The sequence below is a fragment of the Bradyrhizobium sp. Kon69 genome (assembly GCF_055807515.1).
In genome coordinates this window covers 182,733-207,919 of record NZ_JBVVOS010000012.1, presented here as the reverse complement: position 1 = coordinate 207,919, position 25,187 = coordinate 182,733, and the positions used below count along the sequence as shown (strand labels likewise).

Here is a 25,187-nt window from a genome sequence, read left to right as displayed (position 1 = left end):
TCCATCCGGGCTACCGACCTCAGCCGTTCCGGAACGCATACCCGTAGCCGTTCAGCGCCGGCGCGCCGCCGAGATGGGCGTAGAGAATCTTTGCGCCCTTCTCGAAATAGCCCTTCTGCGTGAGATCGATCAGGCCCTGCATCGACTTGCCCTCGTAGACGGGGTCGGTGATCATGGCTTCGAGACGCGCGGTGAGGCGGATCGCCTCCTTGGTCTCTTCCGACGGCACGCCATAGGCGGGATAAGCGTAATCCTCGATCAGCACGACGTCGTCGGCGACGAGATCCTGGCCGAGCTCGACGAGCTTGGCCGTGTTCTGCGCGATCGAGAGCACCTGCGCCTTGGTCTGCGCCGGGGTGAAGGAGGCGTCGATGCCGATCACCTTTCGCGCGCGGCCATCGGCGGCGAAGCCGACCAGCATGCCGGCATGGGTCGAGCCGGTGACGGTGCAGACCACGATGTAGTCGAACTTGAAGCCGAGCTCGGCTTCCTGCTTGCGCACTTCTTCGGCGAAGCCGACATAGCCGAGCCCGCCGTATTTGTGCACGGAGGCGCCGGCGGGAATCGCATAGGGCTTGCCGCCCGCCGCCTTCACTTCCTCGATCGCCTCCTCCCAGCTCTTGCGGATGCCGATGTCGAAGCCGTCGTCGACCAGGCGCACGTCGGCGCCCATGATGCGCGACAGCATGATGTTGCCGACGCGGTCATAGACGGCATCCTCGTGCGGCACCCAGGCTTCCTGCACCAGGCGGCACTTCATGCCGATCTTGGCCGCGACCGCCGCGATCATGCGGGTGTGGTTGGACTGCACGCCGCCGATCGAGACCAGCGTGTCGGCGTTCGAGGCGATCGCGTCGGGGATGATGTATTCGAGCTTGCGCAGCTTGTTGCCGCCATAGGCGAGCCCGGAATTGCAGTCCTCGCGCTTGGCGTAGACCTCGACATTGCCGCCGAGATGCTTTGACAGCCGCTCCAGCTTCTCGATGGGCGTCGGACCAAAGGTCAGCGGATAGCGCGCAAATTTTTCGAGCATCGTCAGGTCATCCCGATTGGCGTTAATGTCTGCAAAAACGGTAGCATCGTCGCGCAAAAAGGTGCTTTCAAATATTGCGCCCCTATTGCGGCCAATCTTGCGGTATTGAGGCCAATACGTGCTATTCCTTTCGGAATAGGTGCCAATTACGGAAGTTGCTTCCATGTCCGCCCGCCTTGACCGTATCGACCTTAAGATGTTGCGATTGCTGCAAAATAACGGCCGGCTCAGCAACGCCGAGCTGGCCGAAACCGTCGCCATCAGTCCCGCCACTTGCCATCGCCGCACCCAGCGCCTGTTCGAGCATGGCTTCATCGCCGCCGTCCGCGCCATGGTCGCGCCGAAGAAGGTGGCCAAGGGCACGCTGGTGATGGTCGGGGTCGTGCTCGACCGCTCGACGCCGGAGAGCTTTGCGATCTTCGAGCAGGCGATCACCAGGCTGAAATTCGTGCTCGACTGTCACCTCGTCGCCGGCGACTTCGACTATTTCCTCAAGATCCGCGTCGGCGACATGGAGGATTTCAACCGCATCCATGGCGAACAGCTGATCGCGCTGCCCGGCGTGCGCCAGACCCGCACCTTCTTCGTGATGAAGGAAGTCGTCGACAACGCGCCACTGGAGTTTTGATGCCAGCGGCGCGCGAAACGAATTCTCAACCGCCTGTCGCCCCTTCCGCCACCGCCTCGCGTCCGTTTCGCGCACTGCTGCGCAGTGTCGCCTTGTCGCCGTCGAAGGTGAAAGCCCAGGTTGAGGCTTCGCCGAGCCCGACGTATTGGAAATCGACTACGAAGGTGTGCTCGTTCTGCCACGCGCCCTTGGCGGCGCGAACGCCCAGAAAGCCGGGCATGCTCTTGCGGTACAAGCCGTCGAGCCCGATCGGCCCGTCAAGCTGGCGCTGCGCAGGATCGCCCGCGGCCGTCTTCACAATGTAGCGCGGGTTCTCGTCGGTCAGGAACAGTGCGACTGATTTAATGCCGAGCGAATTGTCGGAGAACTTGTAAGTCTTGCCCGAGATCGCGGCGGCGATCGCCGGCGTGGCGCCGACCCCGGTCGGCTTCTCGGTCGAAACGTCGGCGATCGCCTCGGCGAGTTGATCGGCAGCGCTGGGGTTGGCTGGCAACGCAGAATCGGATTTGACCGCTCCGGTTATGTCGTCGGCCAGTCTGCCGAATGGACAAAAATCCCGCGCCGTCATCACCGCGACGATGTCCTGTTCCGGCAATACCATGATCGTCTGGCAGTGATATCCGACCGCCATGTAGACGTGCTTGCCGGGAATCGACCAGAACTGGTTGGCGTAGCGTAGCGCGGGTTCAGATCGCGCGTTCATGTTGATGTTGGCATGGCTGACGGAATGGAGAAAGTCTGCTGGCAGCAGTTGCTTGTCCACCCACTCGCCGTTGCGCAGATAGAGATAGCCGATCTTCGCCATGTCGCGCGGCCGCATCGCGAGGCCGAAGCCGCCAATCGGAAGCCGTTGCGGATCCCGGCGCCAGAACGGAGAAGCGATCCCGAGCGGGCCGAACAGCCGCTCGTTGGCGTAGTCCGCGATGTTCTTGCCGGTGAGCTTGCTGACGATCGCCGACAGCAGATGCGAGCCTCCGCTGTTGTAATAGAAGTTCTCGCCCGGTGCATGTGCCATCGGGCGGTCGAGAATGAACTTGACCCAATCGGAACTTGCGCCCATGTCCCGCAACGACTGCTCGCGGCCGCCTTCGAACCCCTCGTCCCAGTCGAGGCCACTTGTCATGTTGAGTAGGTGCTGGATGGTGATGGCTTTCTTGCGCTCATCGACGTCGGCAACGCTGCGATCGGTAAAGAAATCTAGCACCGGATGGTCGAGACGATCCAGCAGGCCCTGCTTGTAGGCCATTGCCATCAGCGTCGCGACCACCGCCTTGGTAGAGGAGTTGATTGCGTGCGGCATGTCGGCGGTAAACGGCGCGTAGTATGCATCGAGCACGATGCGGCCGTGGCGTGTCACCAGCAGGCTGTCGAAGCTGCGCGTTGTGCCGAACGCAACCAGTTTGGCTAACGCAGCCGAATCCATGCCCTGCTCTTCCGGCGTGGAGGTCTGCCATTGAGCGGTCGGCCAGACCACCTCGGTAGCCTGTGCGCTTGCGGTGCCGGAATAGACTGACGTGAGCAGGACAAGCGCGCCAAGCAGGGCAGTGGTTCGCGATGAAAGCCTGACGACGCAATCAGCCACCTGCATGCTCCTATCTTGAGTGTTGTCATTGCGCACAGGCATATACCGCAGGCGGCATCTGCTCAATGATACAATCTTCTGGAATGCCGGCGAGGAGCGGAGGTCATAAATCAGTGTCAAGCTTAAGACATTGCGATCGCAAGAAGAATTATGGCCAGTCCGGCAATCGAAAACTGCCGAGACGAGCGCAATCAGGACGTGCCCGGATCAGATCGCGTTGCCTGGAGTGCGCCAGACCGGCACGTTCTTGGTCGTGAGAGAAGTCGTCGATAATGCGCCGCTGGAGTTTTAGCGGGCGCACTTGATGCGCGATGCGCATCATGAGAGATTCAGGTGATGCAGCCATTCCCCTTCCGCCACCTCAATCCGGCCGGACCGGCCTATCGGCGCGGCTGGGTCGACGAAGCCGTGGCCGCGATCGAGGCCGACCAGTGCCGCACGGCCGACACGCATCTGATCCGGCTGATCGTGCCGGCGCTATCAGGCATCGACATCTATCTAAAAGATGAGTCGACGCATCCGACCGGCAGCCTGAAGCACCGGCTCGCGCGCTCGCTCTTCCTTTACGCGCTCTGCAACGGCCACATCCGCGAAGGCACGCCTGTCGTCGAGGCCTCGTCGGGATCGACCGCGGTGTCGGAAGCCTATTTCGCGCAGATGATCGGCGTGCCCTTCTATGCCGTGATGCCGCGCACGACCTCGGCGGAGAAGATCGCCGCGATCGAGCATTACGGCGGCAACTGCCATCTGATCGACGACGGCCGCGCGCTGTATGCGGAGGCCGGCGCGCTGGCCGCACGGCTGGGCGGCCACTACATGGACCAGTTCACCTTCGCCGAGCGTGCCACCGACTGGCGCGGCAACAACAACATCGCCGAATCCATCTTCACGCAATTGCAGGGCGAGCCGCGCCCGCTGCCGGACTGGATCGTGATGGGCGCGGGCACCGGCGGCACCTCGGCCACGATCGGACGCTATTTGCGCTATCGCCAATATCCGACGCGGCTGTGCGTCGCTGATGTCGAGCATTCCGCTTTCTTCGACTGCTTCAGCTCGCAGGACCGCTCCCATGTTTGCGACCGCCCCTCGCTGATCGAAGGTGTCGGGCGGCCGCGCTGCGAGCCCTCCTTCGTGCCGGGCGTGGTCGACCGCATGATGAAGATCCCGGATGCGGCGACGATCGCGGCGATGAACGTGCTGTCGCGCCGGCTGCGCCGCGCGGTGGGGGGCTCTACGGGCACCAATTTCCTGGCGCTGTGCCGGCTCGCCTCGGACATGCGAAAGGCGAATCAGACGGGATCGCTGGTGACGCTGATCTGCGATTCCGGCGAGCGCTACCGGCAGACCTATTATGAGCCCGCCTGGCTGAAAGCGCGCGGACTCGATCCAGCGCCGTTCGAGGCGGCCTTGTCGTCGTTCCTCGATACAGCGCAGCCACTGGCGCTTGAGTTCGAAGACGTAACGAATCCCCAGAACTTGCGAAATCCTGAGGCCTGATAGCTGGCGCTTCCCTGCCATTTGCAAGATTGCACGGCCGTCACGGCAACTTCACTTGCCTTGCGCACGTCTGCGGGCGAGCCTCGCTGCTTCTCAACGAGGAGACCTGCCGTGCGCCTTCCCATTCTCGATCCGAAAGACCTGAGCGCCGAACAGAAACCGCTCTATGACGACATGCGAGCGGGCATCAAGGACCACTTCAAGGGCTTTGTGAACATGCGCGACGATGGCGCGCTGCTCGGGCCCTGGAATCCCTGGATCCGCGAGCCGCGCTTCGGCAAGCCGGTGTGGGAGCTGGTCAAGGCGATCGCGTCGAACCCGCTGCTGCCGGCTCCGGTGCGCGAGGTCGCGATCCTCGTCACCGGCTCGCATTTCCGCTCCGGCTACGAGCTCTATGCGCATGTGCTGGTCGCCGAGCAGCGCGGCCTCTCCGACGAGAAGCTCGCGACCATCGTCGCCGGACAGCGGCCGGTCGATCTCACCAAGCAGGAAGCCGTCGCCTACGACGTGGCGTCCGCATTGGTCAGCGGCGGCGTGCTGCCGGAACTGACTTATCGGGCCGCGGTCAAGGAATTCGGCGAGCACGGTGCGGCCGAACTGTCCTATCTCGTCGGCGTTTACTGCATGGTGTCGGTCACGCTGAACACGTTCGACGTACCGGTGCCGGACTAGATCTGCGGTGCGATCACTCCGCCGCCTTGTTCATGGGCGGCGGAGGCGACCAGGCAATACAGCGATTGCGACCTTCGGCCTTCGCCTGGTAGAGCGCGTGATCGGCCGCGCTCATCAAGGCGTCGATGCCGGACATGCTGACGCTTGCTTCCGCAATGCCGATGCTCACGGTGACGCCGAACTGAATTTGGTCGGCGGCGATCTGTGCGCTCATCACGCGTTTGCGGATTCTCTCGGCGACGATTCTTGCACGCGACAGGCTGGTTTCGGGCAGCAGAATCGCGAACTCCTCGCCACCGAAGCGGCCCACGACGTCCGATTTGCGCTTGCCATCGAGGCATGCGGCCGCCACGGCCTTGATCGCCTCGTCTCCGACCGCGTGGCCATAGCGGTCGTTGACCGACTTGAAATGGTCGATGTCGAGCATCAGGACCGAAACGGAGCGGTAGTAGCGCTGGAAGCGGCTCCATTCGGCCTCGAGCGAGCCCAGCAGATGGCGGCGGTTATAGAGACCCGTGAGAGGGTCGGTGGTGGCCAGACGCTCCAGCATGTTGGCCTTGTTGGTGAGATCGGTAATATCGACATAGGTCAGCATGCGGCCGCCGTTCGACATCGTGGTGCAGTGGGCCCTGATCCGCCGCGCATCTGGCGTCTGGAGGTCGCGCACATGATCGCCCGCCTTGACTTCGGCGACGCGCTTGACGGGAAATTTCGCCAGTTCGTTCGCCGGCAGATCGGGCGCGCTTGCACGGTGCACCCGGCTCACCAACGATGCATAGGTCGGCCGGGCGGCGGCTTCATGTTCGCTCACCTCCCAGAACCGCCGCATGCGCCGGTTCATGAAGCTGGCGTTGAGATCGCGGTCGAGCAGCAGCACGCCGTCCTCGACGTTCTCGAGGGCGTCGCGCAGCAATTTCAGCTCGTCGGAGTAGCGCACGATGTCGGTGACCGGCGTATAGGTCAGCATCCGCCCGCCGTTGGGCAGAGGCGTGCATTGCATCCGAACGACGTCGCCGCTGGTACGGCGCAGGTCGCGCGGCGACGCATCGCCCATCTGTATTTGACGGACGCGCTCGGCGACATAGGCCTCCAGCTCGGCCGGCGGAATCTCGTAGGCGAGCGTATCGCGGCCATGATGCATCAGCGTCACGAATGACGGGTTGCTGTTGGCGACTTCGTCCGGCAACAGCCACATCTGCCGGAACGCCCGATTGATCAACTGCGCGCGGAGATTGGCGTCCAGCAGCACGATGCCCAGTGGGACGAAATCAAGCGCTGCGCGGAGCGCCAGCATCTGTCCGCGTATCAGCGAATCGGTCGGCCGCTCCTGCTCGTCCACGGCCTTCGGCTCGACATGGTCTTCCGCTCCGAGCGCAACCCCGACCTGACGGTCCGACCGCCAGAGCACACGGCAGGAGAGGATCTCCTGGCCCGCGAGCCGGAGCTGGAACCGATCGGGCACGCCGAGGCTGCTCTGCACCTCCAGCGTCGCGCCGTCTTCGGACATCCGGCGCACGACGCAATCGATCGTCGACTGACCGAAGTTGAAGAAGATCTGGCCGGCGAGGAACGTTCGTTCCGATACCAAGCGGGGCATTCCCAACCTCCCAGGCGAAAGCGGCCCAGTTTGCCCGAAGCTTACTTGCAGAAGGGTAAGCTGGTGCGCGATTTTGCGAGAGGGCTAATAATTGGTTCACGCATCCGGCCGTCGTCTACCTCAGCGATGAGGGGAGCGGCCGCTGTCGTGACAATCCGACGGGTCTGATGGCGGAACTGCCTGCTGGATTGTGATCGCCCATGTGGTCAAGCGCTGTCCGCAATCGGTGGACGGTGCGAATGCACGCGGGTAGGTTGCCGTGACCGCACTGACACATCCCCGCCAGAGTGCAGGCCGGACAATGGAGAACGATAGCCATGGACACGTCACGCCGCATCCTGCTCGCCGGACTGGCGGGACTCGCCGTTGCGCCGACCATCGCCGGAGCCGCGCCCTCGGCCGCGTCCGACGACGTGACGGTCGCCGAAGAGCGCTTTGCGCGCATGATCGCGGCTGCGCATGCGCCCGACGTCACCTGCGTGCGACAGGCCGAGCGCTATGCGGACGCGCATTGGCCGAACTACGTCGCGGCGGCGCGTTCCGTCATCGAGGCGAGAGCGTGAGGCATTCTCTTTCCTCTCCCGTCGCGGGAGACGGCAACACGAAGTGCTTCACGTCCCCACGGCCCGCCTGACCTGTTCACCGATCTGCGACAGCACGAGCTGCGCCTGCGGCAGAATTGCGCCCATGGCGTGGAAATTGTGGACCATGCCGTCGTGGCAGACGTGCTCGACCGTGACGCCCGCGGCGAGCAGCTTGCGGGCATAGGCATTGCCCTCGTCGCGCATCGGGTCGTACTCGGCGGTGTGGATGATGGCGGTCGGCAGGCCTGCAAGCCGTGTCGCGCGCAAGGGCGAGATGCGGGGATCGGCAGCGTCCAAGGCTTCGGGCAAATAATCGGCGAGATCGGCTTCGATCGTGACGCGGTCGATCAGGTGCCCCTCGGCGAATGCCTGCCGCGAAGGCGAGGCCTCCTCGAAATCCAGCACCGGACAGATCAGGCATTGCGCGACGATGGAGAGCCCAGCTGTCTGCGCCGCCTCCTGGCACACGATCGCAGCGAGCGTTGCACCGGCGGAATCGCCGCCGAGCACCAGACGCCCGGCGTTGATGCCGAGCGATGCGGCCTCGCGCGCCACCCATTCCGTCGCGGCGATCGCATCGTCCACGGCGGCGGGGAATTTGTGCTCGGGTGCCAGCCGGTAATCGACCGACACGAGACGGCAGCCGGTCGCATGTGCCAACGCCGCCGCGATGCGGTCATGCGTGGCAATGCTGCCGGCGACGAGTCCGCCGCCGTGAAAGAACACGAAGCCGGGCGCGCGATCATCGGCGCCTGCGGGTGAATAGAGACGATAGGGCAGCGCGCCGCCGGGACCAGGTAGTACGCCGTCGGACGTCGTCACGTCAGGCGCATCGGCGCGCGCGAACTGCATCAGCTTTGCCAATGACTGCCGCCGCGCCTCCACGCTAGGCCGGCTCCGCGCCTGCGGCGCAGCCGCAGCCATCATGGTCAACAAACGCTTTGCGAGCGGATCGAGCGGCATGGTGCTTCCTTTCCCCTTCCTGGAGGGTAACTCACCAGTTTCCCGCAGGGAATCATTTAGAAATTGCGCCCAATAGTGGAGCTATAATGCGGCACCACGCCAAGGGAGAGGCCGGTCATGGCCGAGATCAAAAAGCCCATCGCATATTCGCCGAGCTGGACCTTCTTCGAGGGCAAATGGCATGACGGCAATGTGCCGATCATGGGTCCGCGCACGCATGCCGCCTGGCTCGGCTCCGTCGTGTTCGACGGTGCGCGGGCGTTCGAAGGCGTCGCGCCCGATCTCGACCGTCACGTCGCCCGCGCCAATCAATCCGCGATCAGCTTTGGCCTGAAGCCGCTGGTCGATACCGGCACCTGGCTGACACTTGCAAACGAGGGCATCGCACGCTTCGCGCCGAATGCCGAGCTCTACGTCCGTCCGATGTACTGGGCGCGGAACGGCTCGGGCGGCGGCGTGCTGTTCGATCCCGAGACCACCGATTGGTGCCTGTGCATCTACGAGGCGCCGATGCCAAAGCCGGTCGGCAACGCGATCACGCTGTCGCCGTTCCGTAGGCCCACCGCCGAATGCGCCCCGGTCGACGCCAAGGCCGCCTGTCTCTATCCGAACAATTCGCGCGCGCTTGCCGAAGCCGCCTCGCGCGGCTTCCAGAACGCGCTGATGCTCGACATGCTCGGCAACGTCGCGGAGTTCGGCAATTCCAACGTGTTCATGGCCAAGGACGGCGTGGTCTACACGCCGGTGCCGAACGGCACCTTCCTCAACGGCATCACCCGCCAGCGCGTCATCAGCCTGCTTCGCGCCGACGGCGTCACCGTGGTCGAGAAGACGCTGCGCTATGCCGACTTCCTCGCCGCCGACGAGATCTTTTCCACGGGCAATTTCGCAAAAGTCGCGCCGGTGATCCGCATCGACGATCGCGAGCTGCAGCCGGGCCCGCTCTACATTCGCGCGCGCAAGCTCTATTGGGACTTTGCCCACGCTGTGAAGCTGGCGGCTTGATCCGCGCTGCCCTAGCTGTGTCGCTTGAACCGGCTGAACTGAAACGCCTGCATCGAATTCCACGGCGTCTGGTGCGCCTCGTTGCGCGTTTCGACCAGCTCGAATCCCGGCCCGAGCTCCGCCGCAAGGCTCGCGCTGTCATGACGCTGCACCGGCAGGCCGCTGCATTTCTCGGGGCCGTCGAGTGCAAACGTCGCAATGATGACGTGACCGCCGGGCGCAACCGCCGACCGCAGCCGCTCGATGTATGCGGTCCTGTCGCGGGAGTCGGTCAGGAAGTGAAACGCCGCCCGATCGTGCCATAGATCGTAGGTCTTTGCCGGGCGCCATGTCGTGGCGTCGGCAACGATCCAGTCGACCGTCGAAGCGGCTGGGCCGATTCGCTTCTTTGCAGCGTCAAGCGCATTGGCAGAGAGATCCAGCACGGCGACGTCGCGATATCCGTCCAGCAGGAGAGCATCGACAAGTCGCGATGCGCCGCCGCCGACGTCGAGGATGGCAGCCTCGCGGCCTAGATTAGCCGCTCTGATCATCGCGAGCGAAGTCGCTGGACTGTTCTGAAACCAGCTGACCTCGGCTTCGCCCTTGGTGGCGTAAACATTGTCCCAATGGGTGCTTCGGTCGGACATGCGCGTCCTCCGGCTTGCCGGGAGCCGGCGCAGAGGGACGATCTACTCGTCCTTCTTCGACATCCGCTCGAGGCGTTCCTGCATGTCCTTCATCTGCTGGCGCAGATCGTCGATGTTGCTGTCCTTCGGGGCTTCTGCGGTCGCCTCGGGCGCCGGCTCCGCGGAGCCCGCGGGGCGGCCTGCGCCGGGCGCGAAAGGCTTGAACATCGAGAAGGTCTGCTGGAACAGCTCCATGTTGCGGCGGACCTGTTCCTCCAGCGGCGCAAACGGGGTTCCGGACAACGAGGTGGCGATCTGCTTGCGGAACTTCTCCTGCTCCTGCGTGAGCGACGCGATGGCCTGCTCCAGATATTTCGGAACCACCATCTGCATGCTGTCGCCGTAGAAGCGGATGAGCTGGCGCAGGAAGGTGGTCGGAAGCAGGTTCTGGCCGGCCTTGTTCTCCTGCTCGAAGATGATCTGGGCAAGCACGGAGCGGGTGATGTCGTCGCCGGTCTTGGCGTCGTAGACCAGGAAATCTTCGCCGTCCTTGACCATGGAGGCGAGGTCTTCCAGCGTCACGTAAGTGCTCGTCCCGGTGTTATAGAGCCGGCGGTTCGCGTATTTCTTGATGGTGGTGGGTTGGTCTGATTTCGCCATGGGCTCTCACTTGCAAGACGCGGAGAACGGGAACCTGACGGGCTATGCCGCAGGGCGGGAAGAGTACGCAACGCAACAAAATAAGCATTTTCAAAGGGGTCACGCTACCGTTTTGTGCGCCACGGTTAATCGGGCAGCAAAAACGTGCTTGCGAAAGCGCCAAGAACGCTATTTTGAATGCGCTGCGGGATGAATTCGGCCGCCGGCCGATTGACATGCCTCAACGACGTTAACAGGATGCCGTCCGAGACTGGCGAGCCGTTTCCCCAGCCCCGTCTGCCCCCATACAACCCAGGAGATGCCCATGTCAGACGATGTCGTCATCGTCAGCGCCGCCCGCACCCCGGTCGGAAGCTTCAACGGAGCGTTCGCAACCCTTCCCGCCCATGATCTCGGCGCCATCGCCATCAAGGCCGCGCTGGAGCGCGGCGGCATCGAGCCCGGCCGGGTCTCCGAAGTCATCATGGGCCAGATCCTGACCGCCGCCCAAGGCCAGAACCCTGCCCGCCAGGCTTCGATCAATGCCGGCATTCCGGTCGAGAGCCCGGCCTGGGGCGTCAACCAGCTCTGCGGCTCGGGTCTGCGCACCGTTGCGCTCGGCTATCAGGCACTGCTCAACGGCGATTCCGAGATCGTGGTCGCCGGCGGCCAGGAATCCATGAGCATGGCTCCGCACGCCCAGTACCTGCGTGGCGGCGTCAAGATGGGTGCAGTCGAATTCATCGACACCATGATCAAGGACGGCCTGTGGGATGCCTTCAACGGCTATCACATGGGCAACACCGCCGAGAACGTCGCGCGGCAGTGGCAGATCACCCGCGCCCAGCAGGACGAGTTCGCAGTCGCCTCGCAGCAGAAGGCCGAAGCCGCGCAGAAGGCCGGTAGATTCAACGACGAAATCGTTCCCGTCACCATCAAGGGACGCAAGGGCGATGTCGTCGTCAGCGCCGACGAATATCCGCGCCATGGCGCAACGGTCGACGCGATGGCGAAGCTCCGTCCCGCCTTCGAGAAGGACGGCACGGTCACCGCGGGCTCTGCGTCGGGTATCAATGACGGCGCTGCCGTCGTGGTGCTGATGACCGCCAAGCAGGCCGCCAGGGAAGGCAAGAAGCCGCTCGCGCGCATCGTGTCCTGGGCGCAGGCGGGCGTCGATCCGAAGATCATGGGCTCGGGCCCGATCCCGGCCTCGCGTGCCGCGCTGAAGAAGGCCGGCTGGAATGTCGGCGATCTCGACCTGATCGAGGCCAACGAAGCCTTCGCGGCGCAGGCCTGTGCCGTCAACAAGGATCTCGGCTGGGATACTTCGAAGGTCAACGTCAATGGCGGCGCGATCGCGATCGGCCATCCGGTCGGTGCCTCCGGCGCGCGCGTGCTGGTGACGCTGCTCCACGAAATGCAGAAGCGGGATTCGAAGAAGGGTCTCGCCACGCTGTGCATCGGCGGCGGCATGGGTATCGCGATGTGTGTGGCGCGCGACTGAAGATAGTTGCCGCGTCATTTGCGCGTGCGCTGCACACGTGACTGAGTGCGTTGCACGCGATTAAAAAGGCGGCGGTTGCAAATCAAATATTCTTCGCAACCGTACAAGCCTCGACTAAAGAGAAACGCCCGGCTCGACGCCGGGCGTTTTGTTCTTGATGTCCGTCAAACGTCCCCCATAATCCGCACTTAAAAACGATCACTCAGAAACGTCCGAAGAGTCCAAGGGAAGGAAATACGATATGGCACGTGTTGCATTGGTGACGGGTGGTACGCGGGGCATCGGAGCTGCGATCAGCAAGGCGCTGAAGGCGGCCGGCTACAAGGTTGCGGCGAGCTATGCCGGCAACGACGCGGCGGCGGAGAAGTTCAAGGCCGAGACCGGCATCGCCGTCTACAAATGGGACGTCAGCAGTTTCGATGCCTGCGCCGAGGGCGTGAAGAAGGTGGAGGCCGAGGTCGGCCCGATCGACGTGCTCGTCAACAATGCCGGCATCACCCGCGACACCGCCTTCCACAAGATGACGCTTGAGCAGTGGAATGCCGTCATCAATACCAACCTCGGTTCGCTGTTCAACATGACGCGTCCAGTCATTGAAGGCATGCGTGCGCGCAAGTTCGGTCGCATCATCTCGATCTCGTCGATCAACGGCCAGAAGGGACAGTTCGGCCAGGTCAACTATTCCGCGGCGAAGGCCGGTGACATCGGCTTCACCAAGGCGCTCGCACTCGAGAACGCCAAGGGCGGCATCACCGTCAACGCGATCTGCCCGGGCTACATCAACACCGAAATGGTGCAGGCAGTGCCAAAGGACGTCCTGGAAAAGAACGTGATCCCGCAGATCCCGGTCAACCGGCTCGGCGAACCGGAAGAGATCGCGCGCGCGGTCGTGTTCCTGGCGGCCGACGAGGCCGGCTTCATGACCGGCTCGACGCTGACCATCAATGGCGGCCAATACCAGGCCTGATGACGCCAATTCTCTCCGCTGGACGTCGCTGAGCCAAATGCCTGTAGCTTCAGGCGCGACAAGGCGATAGTGAAGACGAAATGCCCGGCCTCGTGCCGGGCATAAACGTACTCAGAGCCTTTGATCGATGACTCCCCGCACTGCGACGCTGATTGGATTGACCGCGATCCTGATGTGGTCGCTGCTGTCGGTGATGACGGTGGCGACCGGAAAGATCCCGGCGTTCCAGCTGGCCGCGATGACGTTCGCGATCGGCGGTCTCGTCGGCCTGCTCACCTGGATCGGCCGCGGCGAGGCGGCGAAAAGTCTGCGTCAGCCGCTTGCCGTGTGGACCGTCGGTGTCGGCGGACTGTTCGGCTATCACGCGCTGTATTTCCTCGCGCTACGCTTTGCGCCGCCGGCTGAAGCCGGCCTGCTGAATTATCTGTGGCCGCTCCTGATCGTGCTGTTCTCATCGTTTCTGCCGGGCGAGCGGCTTGCCGTGCATCACGTCGTCGGCGCCGTCCTCGGCCTCGTCGGCACCGTGCTGCTGTTCGCCGGGAACACCTCCGGGTTCACGCAGGGGCAATTGCCGGGACTGGCCGCGGCCTTCATCGCAGCGTTCGTGTGGGCGACCTATTCGGTGTTGTCGCGGCGATTGAAGGCGGTGCCGACCGATGCGGTCGCGGGATTCTGTCTTGCCACCGCGGTGCTCGCCGCGCTGATGCATGGTCTGCTCGAAACCACGGTGTGGCCGGACACGACCTTGCAATGGCTCTCCGTGATCGCGCTCGGCATCGGTCCCGTCGGTGCTGCGTTCTACGCCTGGGACATCGGCATGAAGCGCGGCGACATCCGCGTGCTCGGCGCCGCGTCCTACGCGACGCCGCTGCTCTCGACCGGCTTCCTGATCGCCGCCGGGTTCGCCAATGCCAGCGCCAACATCGCGATCGCCGCGATCCTGATCGCCGGCGGCGGCCTGATCGCGGCCAAGGACATGGTGCTTCAGAAGCGATAGCCTCATTGCCGGCGCAAACTGGAACGACGGTGCCCTAAGGCTCCCAGCCCTTCGGCGCGAGCTCGAACTTCGCGAACTCGAATGCTGGCGCCACGGTGCAGCCGACCAAGGTCCACTCTCCGGTGGTCTCCGCCATCTGCCAGGCGTTCGCCGGCACGATTCCCTGCGGTCGTTCGCCGCTCACGAGATCCGTACCGAGCCGCACCTCGTGCTGGGAGCAGCCGTCATGGGCGATGCGCAGCGTCAGCGGGCTGCCGGCGTAATAGTGCCAGCTCTCGACGGCATCGATGCGATGCCAGTGCGAGCGCTCGCCGCGCGCCAGCAGGAAGTAGATCAGGGTCGAACGTGACCGGCCGTTGACGTCGGTGGTCTGGTCGCGAAACGTCTCGCGATAGTGCCCGCCTTCGGGATGCGGTCGGAGTTCGAGGCGCGCGATGATCTCGGCTGCGGTTGGCATCGATTCCCGTCAGGATTTGGTCTTCAGGACTTGCTCTTCAAGATTTATTCTTGCGCTCGCGCAGCTCGCCGAACACCGCGGTGGCATCCGCGCCCTTCATGTGCAGCCTGGCTGCGATCGACGGTTCATCGGCGCGCAGGAACACGTTTGTCCGCTTCTCGTCACCAAGCAGCGAGGGAATGGTCGGCTTGTTCTCGGCCCGCAGCCTCGCCACCTCCGCCGCGCGCGCCTGCAGCGCCACGTTGTCGGGGTCGACGGTCAGCGCGAATTTGACGTTGGACGCCGTGTATTCATGGCCGCAATAGAGCTTGAAGTCGTCGGGCAGGGCACGCAGCTTCAGAAGCGAATCCCACATCATCGGATAGGTGCCCTCGAACACGCGGCCGCAGCCGATCGAGAACAGCGTGTCGGCGGCGAACAGCGCTTTCTCGGTGTCGAACACGTAGGAGATGTGGTCGAGCGTGTGGCCGGGCGTCTCCAGTACGCGCCCCAGCAAGCTGCCGACCTTGACGATTTCGGCATTGGCGACGCGCAGGTCGACGTCAGCGATCTTAGTGGTCTTGTCGTGCGGCGCGACGACGCGGCAATTGTATTTCTGCTTGAGTTCGGCGACCCCGCCGACATGATCGCCATGATGATGGGTGATCAGGATGTCGGTGAGCTGCCAGCCCTCGCGCTCGAGCGCCTTCAGGATGGGGCCGGCCTCCGGCGCGTCGATCGACGCCGTCGCCTTGGTTTCCACATCGTGGATCAGGTAACCGAAATTGTCGTTTAAACAGGTGAAAGTACGAATTTCGGCGGCCATGTCATCTCCGATCGCGCTCAGCTCCGTCAGACAAATATGGCGTTAACGTTGCGCAGGCAATGCAATATTCCGCGCGCGGGGGCCGCCTCGTGCATGTTACATTGCGATCATGACCATTGATGTCGTCGACCTCCGCGAGTTCTATTCCCGTCGCCTCGGGATTGTGGCGCGGCAAATGATCAATCGCGGCATTCGGGAGCGCTGGCCGCGCGTCGACGGCCAGCGGGTGCTCGGCTTCGGCTATCCCACGCCCTATCTCGGGTTGTTCCGCGAGGACGCGGAGCGCTGCCTCGCCTTCATGCCGTCGGCCCAGGGCGTCCTGAAATGGCCGACGGGACGGCCGGCGCTCGCCTCGCTGGTGGACGAGTTCTCGCTGCCGCTTCCCGACGCCGCGGTCGATCGCATCCTGCTGGTCCACGCACTGGAAATGTCGGACGATCCGGCCGCGCTGCTGCGCGAGGCATGGCGGGTGCTGTCGCCGTCCGGTCGCGTGATTGCGGTGATCCCGAACCGGCGCGGGGTGTGGACCCGCACCGACAGCACGCCGTTCGGTCACGGCCGGCCCTATTCGCGCTCGCAGATCACTGACCTGTTGCGCCAGACCTGGTTCACGCCGACCGCTTGGGGCGAGGCGCTGTTCATGCCGCCCTATGCCGGCGGTTGGGTGCTGAAATCCGCACAGATGTGGGAGCGCGCCGGCGCGGCGCTGTCGCTGCCCTTTGCCGGCGTGCACATCGTCGAGGCGACCAAGCAGGTCTACCGCGCGATCCCCGCCAAGCGCGAGCGGGCGCGGCTGATTCCCTCACTGGCGAAGCCGGTGCTGGTACCATCCTCGACGACGGCGACGCGTAGCTAAAAACAAATCGTCCCGGACAGGCCGGGACGATTCAGGTCAGGGTATCTGGCGCACGATGTCCGGCGAAAGGCTTACTCGCCGGGGGCCACTTCGTCGCTCGAGGCGGCCGGAGCGGCTTCGCGCTCGGGGCGCGGGCCATTCGGCCGGCGGCGGCGCCGTGGAAAGCGCTCGCCACCACCAGCACCTTCGAAGCCGGCCTGGCCCGGCGCGCCACTGCTCACCTGCGGCTGCGGGCCGGTGATGAAGGAGGGCAGACGATCGACGCTGACGGCGTCGGCGACGACGGGCTGCGGCTGGTTCAGCGGCAGCGGTTGCGGCTGGGGTTGATATTGCGGCTGCGGACGATGGTCGCGTTCGCGATGTTCGCGCGGCTGCTGGTTGTCGCGCTGATAGTGGTTGTCGCGGGGCTGATGATCACGCGGCTGGTGATCGCGCGGGCCGTCGCGGTCGCGCGTGAAGGGCTGCGGTGGCGGCTGTGGGACAAAACCCGGCTCCTGGCCGAAATTCGAGAAATTTTCGCCGTCGTCCTCGCCGTCGTCGCCGCTGCTATTGCTGATGGGCTCGTCGCCGCGTGGCTGCTGGTTCTGCCGGAACTGTTCCTGAGCCGTCGCGATCAGGCGAAAATAATGCTCGGCATGCTGGTAGTAATTCTCGGCCGCAACGGGGTCTCCGGAGGAGCGCGCGTCGCGCGCGAGCTGGAGATATTTTTCAGCAATATGCGAAGCCGTGCCGCGGATCTTGATGTCGGGTCCGTTGGACTCGTAGACCCGGGTCATCGGGTTCTGGCCGCGCCGGTTATTATTGTTGTTATTGTTATTATTATTATTGTTGCGGTTGCGCATCCGCTGCTTGTTCTGACCGTTTCTCATGTCCTGCCTTTAATTCCAGCCCTAAAGGTTGCACGCATTACTGATTGCCGAGAGTGACCTGATGACAGCGGTTCACATCGCTTGCGCGCAACCGCACGCAAGAGCGGATTGATCCCTGCCGATGTTCGTCGACCGTCGCGTTCAACAAAAGACGCGTTCCCCACCGCCAGCATCCATCGCCAGCGAACCCATTCATATCGCCTGCCGAAACAAGCCCTGCTTTGTTGCGTAAGTCTTCAAGCGCAATATCAGGCTTTCGTTCACGTTGCGGTCGGTAAGCAGCGCAGCTCAAATGGCCATCGCGCTCAACAGGACCTGCGGCTTGGAACCTTTATCAGTAAGCTCTCGCCCGAGAGCCCGGCTTTCGCCCGTAAGTCTACGGGGCCGGCACCGATGTGTTGATCGGAAGGTAGTCGTTCCCAAGGGATATTCCAAGAGGTTTTTTGCAGCCCAATCCGGCTTTTATGGGGGCATTTTCCGGGCCGAAACCGCCCGCGGGATGCCCGCCAGATCGGCCTTGGGCGGCCTGTCCACCACCAACGCGGCAGCCGTCATCAAGGTTTCAATGTTTCCGGCCTGGCCCCGTCCGGCCTCGACGATCAGTGCTCCGCCGGGGGCGAGACGTTCAGCCGCCTGCGGGATCAGGGCGCGATAGGCGTCGTAACCGTCATTGCCGCCGTCGAGCGCCAGATGCGGATCGTGCTCGCGCACCTCGATGCTCAGTTTCGGAATTTCTGCCGACGGGATGTAGGGCGGGTTCGACACGACAAGGTCGAACGGGCCGCGGAGCGCCGTTGCGTAGGAGCAGGCGACGAAGCTGGCGCGGTCGGCGAGGCCCAGAACCGCGGCGTTGTCTCGGGCGGTGTTGAGTGCGGTCAGACTGAGATCGGTGCCGACGCCGACGGCGCCGGGAATTTCGTGCAGCAATGCGAGCAGGATGGCGCCGGAGCCGGTACCGATATCCGCGATGCGTATCTGATGGGAGGCTTGCCGCTCGCGAAAGAGTTCGAGCGCGCGTTCGACCACGGTCTCGGTATCGGGGCGCGGCACCAGCGTCGCTTCCGACAGACGAAACGGCAGGCCCCAGAATTCACGTGTGCCGAGAATGCGGGCGACCGGCTCGCCGGCGATGCGGCGCCCGGCATATTGCGCGAGCCGCGACGTCTCGGCTTCCGCGAGCAGGCGGGCGGCCTGCGCAACGAGGCCTGTGAGATCAAGCCCGAGTGCCGCGCCGAGCAGGATACGCGCGTCGAGCTCGGCTTCTTCGAGCTGCGCCGATCTCAGTTGCGCGGCCAGCGCGCGCCGCGCGCTCTCAACGGATAATCCGGTGAAGGGATTGCTCACGCGCCGGTCACGCCGCCGCGCCCTGGGCGGCGAGCTGTGCGGCCTGGTGCTCGGTGGTCAGCGCGTCGGTCAGTTCGCCCAGCGCTTCGCCCGCGATCACCTGCGGCAGCTTGTAGAGCGTCAAATTGATGCGGTGATCGGTGACGCGTCCTTGCGGGAAATTATAGGTGCGGATGCGCTCGCTGCGGTCGCCGGAGCCGACCTTCTCCTTGCGCTCGGCGGAGCGCGCCGCGTCGAGGCGTTGCTGCTCGGCGTCGTAGATGCGCGAACGCAGGATGTTCATGGCGGAAGCGCGATTCTTGTGCTGCGAGCGGCTGTCCTGCATCATCACCACGATGCCGGTCGGGATGTGGGTGATGCGGATCGCCGATTCGGTCTTGTTGACGTGCTGGCCGCCGGCGCCTCCGGCGCGCATGGTCTCGATGCGCAAATCATCGTTCCGGATCTCGACATCGACCTCCTCGACCTCGGGCATCACGGCGACGGTGGCGGCGGATGTGTGGATGCGCCCCTGCGTCTCGGTGTCCGGCACGCGCTGCACCCGGTGCACGCCGGACTCGAACTTCAGCTTCGAGAACGCGCCGCGGCCCTGCACCTCCGCGATAATTTCTTTATAACCGCCGACGCTGCCCTCGCTGGCCGAGATCACCTCGACCTTCCAGCCCTGCAGGGCCGCGAAGCGTTCGTACATCCGGAACAAATCGCCGGCGAACAGCGACGCCTCGTCGCCGCCGGTGCCGGCGCGGATTTCCAGCACCACGTTGCGATCGTCCATCGCATCCTTCGGCAGCAGCGCGACGCGGATCTTCTGGACCAGCTCCTCGATCCTTGGCGTCAGCTCGTCGCGCTCGGCTTCCGCCATGGCGCGCATCTCCGCATCGGTCGCGGGATCGGCGATCAGTGCCTCGGTGTCGGCGAGCTCCTTGACGGCCGATCGATAGGTCTTGACCGCTTCGATCAATGGCGTGAGCTCGGCGAGTTCACGTGTGATCTGCACATAGCGTTCGGAAGCGAGCTGACCGAGCGATTCGGCCTCCAGCGAGGCGTGATGCGCGAGCAGGACGTCCAGTTTGGCTTCGGGGAGTGACGACATCGGTTCAGTCTCAAAATGCGGAAAAGGGCGAGGCGGCGGGAAGGGGCGACAGGCCCGCTACAACGCCAGGCCTTCGGCCTCGGCAAATTCCGTCAGCTTCTGCCGGATCGAGACGCTGCCGGCGGGCGCGTCCAGCAACGGGCCGAGCATCGCTTCGGCCTTCTTGGCGTCGAGATCGATCACCATCGCCTTGACCGGGCCGAGCGCGGTCGCGGAAAGCGACAGCGAGCGATAGCCCATCGCGATCAGGGCCAGAGCGCCGATCGGCTTCGACGCCATCTCGCCGCAGAGCGACAGCGATTTCTTCGCGGCTTGCGTCTTGCGTGCGATGTCGCGAAGCGCGCGCAGGATCGGCGCCGACATGGTGTCGAAGCGCTCGGAGACCTTTGCGTTGCCGCGGTCGACCGCGAACAGGAACTGGAACAGATCGTTGGAGCCGACCGAGATGAAGTCGACCTTCTTGAGGAGCTCGTCGAGCTGATAGAGCAGCGCCGGCACCTCGACCATGGTGCCGATGTCGATTCTTTCAGGCAGCGTGTGGCCGTGCTGGCGCAGATAGGTCAGCTCGCGCTCGACCAGCGCCTTCGCCGAATCGAATTCGGCGACCTCCGAGATCATCGGGAACATGATGCGCAGCGCGCGTCCGCCGCCGGCGCGCAGCAGTGCGCGGATCTGGCCGCGCAACAGGCCGGGCCGGTCGAGCCCGAGCCGGATCGCGCGCCATCCGAGCGCTGGATTCTCCTCGATCACCGCTTCCATGTAAGGCAGCGCCTTGTCGCCGCCGATGTCGAGGGTGCGGAAGGTGACGGGCTTGGTGCCGGCGGCATCCAGCACGGTGCGATAGAGCGCGAGCTGGTCGCTGGTGCGCGGCAGGCTCTGGCCGACCATGAATTGCAGCTCGGTGCGGAACAGGCCGATGCCGGCGCTGCCGGTGTCTTCGATATGCGGCAGGTCGATCGCGAGACCCGCATTGATCATCAGCTCGACCTTCTGGCCGTCTTTGGTGACGCAGGGCAGGTCGCGCAACGCCAGATACTGCGCCTGGCGGCGAGCGCGGAAGCGCACGCGCTCCGCGAAGGCCGCTTCGACCTCCTGCGATGGGCGCACATAGATCATGCCGGAGGTGCCGTCGACGATGACGGCGTCGCCGGGATCGGCGATACCAGGCGCGTTCGGCACTTCGCCGACCGCGGGAATGCCGAGCGCGCGCGCCACGATCGAGACGTGGGAATTGGCGGTGCCTTCCTCCAAGATGATGCCGCGCAGGCGCTTGCGGTCGTAGTCGAGCAGCGCCGCCGGCCCCATCGCGCGCGCGATGACGATGGCATTGTCGGGCAATTGTTCGCGTGACGGCGCGTGATCCTGGCCGACCAGCTGCCGCATCAGGCGATAGCCGAGATCCTCGAGATCATGCAGCCGGTCACGCAAATAGGGATCGGTCGAGCGCAGCATGCGCGCGCGGGTGTCGGATTGCACACGCTCGACGGCGGCTTCCGCCGTGAGGCCGGTGGCGACCGCCTCGTGCAGCTTGTGCGACCAGCCCTGGTCGTTGGCAAACATGCGGTAGGCTTCCAGCACCTCGCGATGCTCGCCGCCCTCGGCGACGTCGCCGCGCTCCAGCATGCGGTCGAGATCGGCGCGCAGCTTGGCGAGTGCGGTGTCGAGCCGCTTGATCTCCTTCGGCAGGTCCTCGGCGATGTAGTCCTTGATGACGACGCGCGGCTCGTGCAGCACGACATGGCCGAGTGCGATGCCTTCCGACAGGATGGCGCCAACCTTCTGCGACGAATGGCGCGCCGCGGGCTCATGGCCCGGCTGGGCCAGCGCAGACAGCTCGCCGGAGGCGATCAGCTCCGCCAGCACCATCGCGGTGGTCTGAAGCGCCTCGAGCTCCTCCTCGACATAGTTGCGCTTGGCGCGGTTCTGCACCACCAGCACGCCGAGGGTGTTGCCGGCCCGCAGGATCGGCACGCCGAGGAAGGAGTGGTAGATCTCTTCGCCGGTCTCCGGGCGGAACGAGAAGGCCGGATGGCTCTGCGCATCGCTCAGGTTGAGAGGGGTTGCCTCGCTGGCGACCAGGCCGACAAGACCCTCATGGGCGCTGAGCACGGTGTGGTGCACCGCCTCGCGGTTGAGGCCTTCGGTGGCATAGAGCTCGAGCGTGTTGTCGACGCGCAGCACATAGACCGAGCACACCTCCGCCACCATGTTGGCGGCGATCAGCACCACGATCTTGTCCAGCCGCTCCTGGGCCGAGACCTGCTCCGCCATGGTTTCGCGGAGCCGTCTCAACAAGACGCGGGGACCTCCCGACGCGCTCCGCATGAACCGTCAATCTCCTCCGTCTGCCGGGGCCGAAAGGGCCCACGGCGGCTCGCCCAGAAATCCAGAAAAACAACAAATTTGCTCGTCCGGCACCGGCCCCGGCGGTTGCCTGGGCCGAATCAGCACCGCCTCAACTGGGGCACAGTTTCCGGCAGCCCACCCTGTTCGCCGTATAGCGAATTGGGGCTTGTTTTGCCAAGCAAAACGCCTGCCAAACGCGAAAGTGTGGAGACCTCAGCGTTTGCTGCGACCGCTAAGAGAAAATTAGCCTAAGCCTGATCGAGACCGTAGAGCGTGTGCAGCGTGCGCACCGCAAGCTCGGTATAGGCGGTGTCGATCAGGACCGAGAATTTGATCTCGGAGGTTGTAATGGCCCGGATGTTGATATTCCGTCCTGCGAGGGCCGAGAACGCCTGGGCGGCGACGCCGGCATGGCTGCGCATGCCGCTGCCGATCACGGAGATCTTGGCGACGTCGGTCGCGGTGTCGAGCCGGGCATAATTGATCTGGCTCTTGGCCGCGGTGATCGTCTCCTTGGCCCTGGTGTAGTCGGCGGCCGGAACCGTGAAGGTGAGGTCGGTGGTCTTGCCGTCCTCGGAGACGTTCTGCACGATCATGTCGACGTTGATGTTGGCCTCCGCGAGCGGGCCGAAGATCGACGCCGCCACGCCGGGCTTGTCCTCGATCTGGCGGACCGAGATCTGGGCCTCATCCTTTGAAAAGGCGATGCCGGTGACGACGTGGCTTTCCATGATCTCCTCCTCGCTGCAGATCAGCGTGCCGGGCGGCTGGTTGGCATGCGGGTCGACATCCTCGGGCTTGTCGAAGCTCGAGCGGACGAAAATCGGCATGTTGTGGACCATGCCGAGTTCCACCGAGCGGACCTGGAGCACCTTGGCGCCTTGGGAGGCCAGCTCCAGCATGTCTTCGAACGCGATCTTGTCGAGCCGGCGCGCCTTCGGCACGATTCGCGGATCTGTTGTGTAGACACCGTCGACGTCGGTGTAGATGTCGCAGCGGTCCGCCTTGACGGCTGCGGCGATTGCCACGGCCGAGGTGTCGGAGCCGCCGCGGCCAAGCGTCGTGATGCGGTTGGTCTCGGGGTAGATGCCCTGGAAGCCGGCGATCACGGCGACTTCCTTGCGCTCCCTGAAGCGCTTGATGATCTCGCTGCCGTCGATGCCCTCGATCCGGGCCGAGGCATGGGCGTCGCTGGTCGTGATCGGGATCTGCCAGCCCTGCCAGGAGCGGGCCTGGATACCCATGCCCTGAAGCACGATGGCAAGCAGGCCGGACGTCACCTGTTCGCCCGAGGCGACCACGGCGTCATATTCGCGCGCGTCGTGCATCGGCGAGGCCTCGGTGCACCATGCCACCAGCTCGTTGGTTTTACCGGACATCGCCGAGACGACCACGGCCACTTCATGGCCGGCGTCGACCTCACGCTTCACATGGCGTGCGACGTTGCGGATACGTTCGATGTTGGCGACGGATGTGCCGCCGAATTTCATCACGAGGCGGCTCATGACGACGCGTGCATTCCCTCATAAGGATAAGTATGGTGACCCGCGCTGGACGGGTGCCTGCGATACCGACCGCGCGTATACAGAGGGGCGGGGCCGGGGGCAAGCGGGTTCCTGCGTGGACCAATCCGGGCAATGGGTTAATCGAGGTCATGGCGCGTTATATCGACGAGATCCTGCAACCGGGCGAGCGGGTGCTGTATTCGACCAATGCGCACTGGATCTTCTATTTTCCGGCGATCCTGGCCTGGATCGTGGCGCTGGCCCTGTTCGTTCTGTCCCGGCAAACCATCGTCGAGGGGCTCGTCCTGCTCTGTCTCGTCGCGTCCGGGCTGGTGGCTCTGGCGGCGCTGTACTGGACCGTGAAGGGCTGGTTCCATCGCTTTACCACCGAGACGGACGTCACCAATTTGCGGGTCGTGCACAAGACCGGCTTCATCAAGCGCCGCACCTTCGAAATGGCGCTGGACAAGGTCGAGAGCGTCGATGTCGATCAGACCATTCTTGGACGAATTCTCAACTACGGCGACGTGACGATTCGCGGCGTCGGCGAGGGGATCGAGACCATCCGGACCATCGCCTCGCCGCTCGCCTTCCGCAGTTCGATCACCACGCGGTAGGACCGCGCGCAACCCATGAGCATGCAGCAAAATACTTCCGCAACCGCAAGCCCGCAGCCGGGCTCGACCGTCGACGCCGCCGAGATCGCGAAATTCTCAAAACTTTCGGCCGAGTGGTGGGACCCCAACGGCAAGATGGCGCCGCTGCACCGGATCAACCCGCTGCGGCTCGGCTACATCCGCGATGCCGCCTGCCGTAAGTTCGAGCGTAATGTGCGCAGCCTCAACTGCCTTGGCGGTCTGCGCGTGCTCGACATCGGCTGCGGTGCCGGCCTGCTCTGCGAGCCGCTGTCGCGCCTGGGCGCGCAGGTTATCGGCGTCGACCCGTCGGTCAGCAACATCGCGGCCGCGAAGCTGCATGCCGACAAGGCGCATCTCGCGATCGACTATCGCTGCACGACGGTCGAGGAGATCGACCCGCGCGAGCGCTTCGACATCGTGCTGGCGATGGAGGTGGTCGAGCACGTCGTCGACGTCGGCGTTTTCCTGAAGCGCTGCGCCGCGATGCTGAAGCCGAACGGCCTGATGGTGGTCTCGACGCTGAACAGGAACTGGAAGAGCTTTGCGCTCGCCATCGTCGGCGCCGAATACGTCCTGCGCTGGCTGCCGCGCGGCACCCACGAGTGGAACAAGTTCGTCACCCCCGACGAGCTGACGAAATACCTGCTCGATAACCGCCTGGTCATCACCGAGCAGACCGGCGTCGTCTACTCACCCTTCGCCGACAAATGGACCCTCTCGTCAGACATGGACGTGAACTACATGGTGGTGGCGGAAGGCATGGTGTGAGGCGTTGCTGCTCGTGGCGGCCTAGCTGTCTCCGCAAATATAGGTGTCGTCCCGGCGAAGGCCGGGACCCATTACCCCAGGGTCTAGTTAGGCGAAGGCTGATAACCACGAATCTTCGCCAAATCACTCCCTGGGGTAATGGGTCCTGGATCTGCGCTTTGCTTGTCCAGGACGACACCGAGTTTGTCAGGCAAGCATCGCACCCATGACATCGGCGTGATTGACCTGCT

General features: G+C 64.2%; 24 protein-coding genes and 1 pseudogene. 12 read left to right on the top strand and 13 right to left on the bottom strand.

Annotation, left to right across the window (positions count from 1 at the left end):
* Positions 1-19 precede the first annotated feature (19 nt).
* Positions 20-1,033: a 1-aminocyclopropane-1-carboxylate deaminase gene (locus AC0L3U_RS18295; RefSeq protein WP_473362640.1), complete on the bottom strand. Its 1,014-nt coding sequence runs from the start codon at positions 1,031-1,033 to the stop codon at positions 20-22.
* A gap of 163 nt (positions 1,034-1,196) precedes the next feature.
* On the opposite strand from AC0L3U_RS18295, the gene AC0L3U_RS18290 reads away from it, so the two are divergent.
* The gene (locus tag AC0L3U_RS18290) at positions 1,197-1,661 is read left to right on the top strand and encodes an Lrp/AsnC family transcriptional regulator (RefSeq protein ID WP_007599137.1); all 465 of its coding nucleotides are present in this window, start codon (positions 1,197-1,199) and stop codon (positions 1,659-1,661) included.
* A gap of 25 nt (positions 1,662-1,686) precedes the next feature.
* Here AC0L3U_RS18290 and AC0L3U_RS18285 read toward each other — a convergent pair whose 3' ends face one another.
* Positions 1,687-3,249, bottom strand: coding sequence for a serine hydrolase domain-containing protein (locus AC0L3U_RS18285; RefSeq protein WP_456766684.1), 1,563 nt, complete (start codon positions 3,247-3,249; stop codon positions 1,687-1,689).
* Between the two features lie 205 nt (positions 3,250-3,454).
* On the opposite strand from AC0L3U_RS18285, the pseudogene AC0L3U_RS18280 reads away from it, so the two are divergent.
* The 3 genes and pseudogenes from AC0L3U_RS18280 to AC0L3U_RS18270 form a co-directional block, all read left to right on the top strand.
* Positions 3,455-3,535, top strand: a pseudogene (locus AC0L3U_RS18280) (AsnC family transcriptional regulator); the annotation flags it as partial.
* A gap of 44 nt (positions 3,536-3,579) precedes the next feature.
* On the top strand, positions 3,580-4,740 hold the full coding sequence (locus AC0L3U_RS18275) for a PLP-dependent cysteine synthase family protein (protein ID WP_473362662.1): 1,161 nt from the start codon (positions 3,580-3,582) through the stop codon (positions 4,738-4,740).
* A 111-nt stretch (positions 4,741-4,851) separates the two neighbouring features.
* A complete protein-coding gene (locus AC0L3U_RS18270; RefSeq protein WP_473362639.1) occupies positions 4,852-5,412 on the top strand; it encodes a carboxymuconolactone decarboxylase family protein in 561 nt (186 codons plus the stop codon).
* A gap of 13 nt (positions 5,413-5,425) precedes the next feature.
* Here the strand turns inward: AC0L3U_RS18270 and AC0L3U_RS18265 are convergent, their stop codons facing one another.
* The gene (locus AC0L3U_RS18265) at positions 5,426-7,009 is read right to left on the bottom strand and encodes a sensor domain-containing diguanylate cyclase (protein ID WP_473362638.1); all 1,584 of its coding nucleotides are present in this window, start codon (positions 7,007-7,009) and stop codon (positions 5,426-5,428) included.
* Positions 7,010-7,326: 317 nt separating this feature from the next.
* Here AC0L3U_RS18265 and AC0L3U_RS18260 point away from each other — a divergent pair, with 317 nt between their 5' ends.
* Positions 7,327-7,572 carry a hypothetical protein gene (locus AC0L3U_RS18260; RefSeq protein WP_473362637.1) on the top strand — a complete coding sequence of 82 codons (246 nt, stop codon included), beginning with the start codon at positions 7,327-7,329 and terminating at the stop codon, positions 7,570-7,572.
* Between the two features lie 48 nt (positions 7,573-7,620).
* On the opposite strand, the gene AC0L3U_RS18255 is transcribed toward AC0L3U_RS18260, so the two are convergent.
* On the bottom strand, positions 7,621-8,556 hold the full coding sequence (locus AC0L3U_RS18255) for an alpha/beta hydrolase (RefSeq protein ID WP_473362636.1): 936 nt from the start codon (positions 8,554-8,556) through the stop codon (positions 7,621-7,623).
* A gap of 117 nt (positions 8,557-8,673) precedes the next feature.
* Here AC0L3U_RS18255 and AC0L3U_RS18250 point away from each other — a divergent pair, with 117 nt between their 5' ends.
* Complete coding sequence (locus AC0L3U_RS18250) at positions 8,674-9,561, top strand: branched-chain amino acid aminotransferase (protein ID WP_473362635.1); 888 nt, start codon at positions 8,674-8,676, stop codon at positions 9,559-9,561.
* Between the two features lie 11 nt (positions 9,562-9,572).
* Here the strand turns inward: AC0L3U_RS18250 and AC0L3U_RS18245 are convergent, their stop codons facing one another.
* Together AC0L3U_RS18245 and phaR are read right to left on the bottom strand one after the other, a co-directional pair.
* Positions 9,573-10,190, bottom strand: coding sequence for a class I SAM-dependent methyltransferase (locus tag AC0L3U_RS18245; protein ID WP_473362634.1), 618 nt, complete (start codon positions 10,188-10,190; stop codon positions 9,573-9,575).
* 42 nt (positions 10,191-10,232) lie between these two features.
* A complete protein-coding gene (phaR, locus tag AC0L3U_RS18240) occupies positions 10,233-10,829 on the bottom strand; it encodes a polyhydroxyalkanoate synthesis repressor PhaR (protein ID WP_007604520.1) in 597 nt (198 codons plus the stop codon).
* A gap of 304 nt (positions 10,830-11,133) precedes the next feature.
* Between phaR and AC0L3U_RS18235 the strand changes: the two genes are divergently transcribed.
* From AC0L3U_RS18235 to yddG, 3 genes are all read left to right on the top strand, one after another.
* Positions 11,134-12,312, top strand: coding sequence for an acetyl-CoA C-acetyltransferase (locus AC0L3U_RS18235; protein WP_473362633.1), 1,179 nt, complete (start codon positions 11,134-11,136; stop codon positions 12,310-12,312).
* Positions 12,313-12,553: 241 nt separating this feature from the next.
* The gene (phbB, locus tag AC0L3U_RS18230) at positions 12,554-13,279 is read left to right on the top strand and encodes an acetoacetyl-CoA reductase (RefSeq protein WP_473362632.1); all 726 of its coding nucleotides are present in this window, start codon (positions 12,554-12,556) and stop codon (positions 13,277-13,279) included.
* 127 nt (positions 13,280-13,406) lie between these two features.
* A complete protein-coding gene (gene yddG, locus AC0L3U_RS18225; protein WP_473362631.1) occupies positions 13,407-14,276 on the top strand; it encodes an aromatic amino acid exporter YddG in 870 nt (289 codons plus the stop codon).
* 34 nt (positions 14,277-14,310) lie between these two features.
* On the opposite strand, the gene AC0L3U_RS18220 is transcribed toward yddG, so the two are convergent.
* Together AC0L3U_RS18220 and gloB are read right to left on the bottom strand one after the other, a co-directional pair.
* Positions 14,311-14,733, bottom strand: coding sequence for a cupin domain-containing protein (locus AC0L3U_RS18220; protein WP_473362630.1), 423 nt, complete (start codon positions 14,731-14,733; stop codon positions 14,311-14,313).
* Between the two features lie 37 nt (positions 14,734-14,770).
* A complete protein-coding gene (gene gloB, locus AC0L3U_RS18215; RefSeq protein ID WP_456766675.1) occupies positions 14,771-15,538 on the bottom strand; it encodes a hydroxyacylglutathione hydrolase in 768 nt (255 codons plus the stop codon).
* 109 nt (positions 15,539-15,647) lie between these two features.
* On the opposite strand from gloB, the gene AC0L3U_RS18210 reads away from it, so the two are divergent.
* Entirely contained in the window at positions 15,648-16,394 is a 747-nt protein-coding gene (locus AC0L3U_RS18210) for a methyltransferase domain-containing protein (RefSeq protein ID WP_456766674.1), read from the top strand.
* Positions 16,395-16,465: 71 nt separating this feature from the next.
* On the opposite strand, the gene AC0L3U_RS18205 is transcribed toward AC0L3U_RS18210, so the two are convergent.
* The 5 genes from AC0L3U_RS18205 to AC0L3U_RS18185 form a co-directional block, all read right to left on the bottom strand.
* On the bottom strand, positions 16,466-17,263 hold the full coding sequence (locus AC0L3U_RS18205) for a DUF4167 domain-containing protein (protein WP_456766673.1): 798 nt from the start codon (positions 17,261-17,263) through the stop codon (positions 16,466-16,468).
* A 462-nt stretch (positions 17,264-17,725) separates the two neighbouring features.
* Positions 17,726-18,607 carry a peptide chain release factor N(5)-glutamine methyltransferase gene (gene prmC, locus AC0L3U_RS18200; RefSeq protein ID WP_473362629.1) on the bottom strand — a complete coding sequence of 294 codons (882 nt, stop codon included), beginning with the start codon at positions 18,605-18,607 and terminating at the stop codon, positions 17,726-17,728.
* A 7-nt stretch (positions 18,608-18,614) separates the two neighbouring features.
* Positions 18,615-19,700 carry a peptide chain release factor 1 gene (gene prfA / locus AC0L3U_RS18195; protein WP_473362628.1) on the bottom strand — a complete coding sequence of 362 codons (1,086 nt, stop codon included), beginning with the start codon at positions 19,698-19,700 and terminating at the stop codon, positions 18,615-18,617.
* A 57-nt stretch (positions 19,701-19,757) separates the two neighbouring features.
* Positions 19,758-22,025: a phosphoenolpyruvate--protein phosphotransferase gene (ptsP, locus tag AC0L3U_RS18190; RefSeq protein ID WP_247817943.1), complete on the bottom strand. Its 2,268-nt coding sequence runs from the start codon at positions 22,023-22,025 to the stop codon at positions 19,758-19,760.
* Between the two features lie 269 nt (positions 22,026-22,294).
* Positions 22,295-23,551 carry an aspartate kinase gene (locus AC0L3U_RS18185; RefSeq protein WP_473362627.1) on the bottom strand — a complete coding sequence of 419 codons (1,257 nt, stop codon included), beginning with the start codon at positions 23,549-23,551 and terminating at the stop codon, positions 22,295-22,297.
* Between the two features lie 149 nt (positions 23,552-23,700).
* Between AC0L3U_RS18185 and AC0L3U_RS18180 the strand changes: the two genes are divergently transcribed.
* Both AC0L3U_RS18180 and ubiG read left to right on the top strand, forming a co-directional pair.
* The gene (locus AC0L3U_RS18180; protein WP_473362626.1) at positions 23,701-24,168 is read left to right on the top strand and encodes a PH domain-containing protein; all 468 of its coding nucleotides are present in this window, start codon (positions 23,701-23,703) and stop codon (positions 24,166-24,168) included.
* A 15-nt stretch (positions 24,169-24,183) separates the two neighbouring features.
* Positions 24,184-24,957, top strand: a complete 774-nt coding sequence (ubiG, locus tag AC0L3U_RS18175) for a bifunctional 2-polyprenyl-6-hydroxyphenol methylase/3-demethylubiquinol 3-O-methyltransferase UbiG (RefSeq protein WP_354207422.1) — start codon at positions 24,184-24,186, stop codon at positions 24,955-24,957.
* The last annotated feature ends 230 nt before the right edge of the window (positions 24,958-25,187 follow it).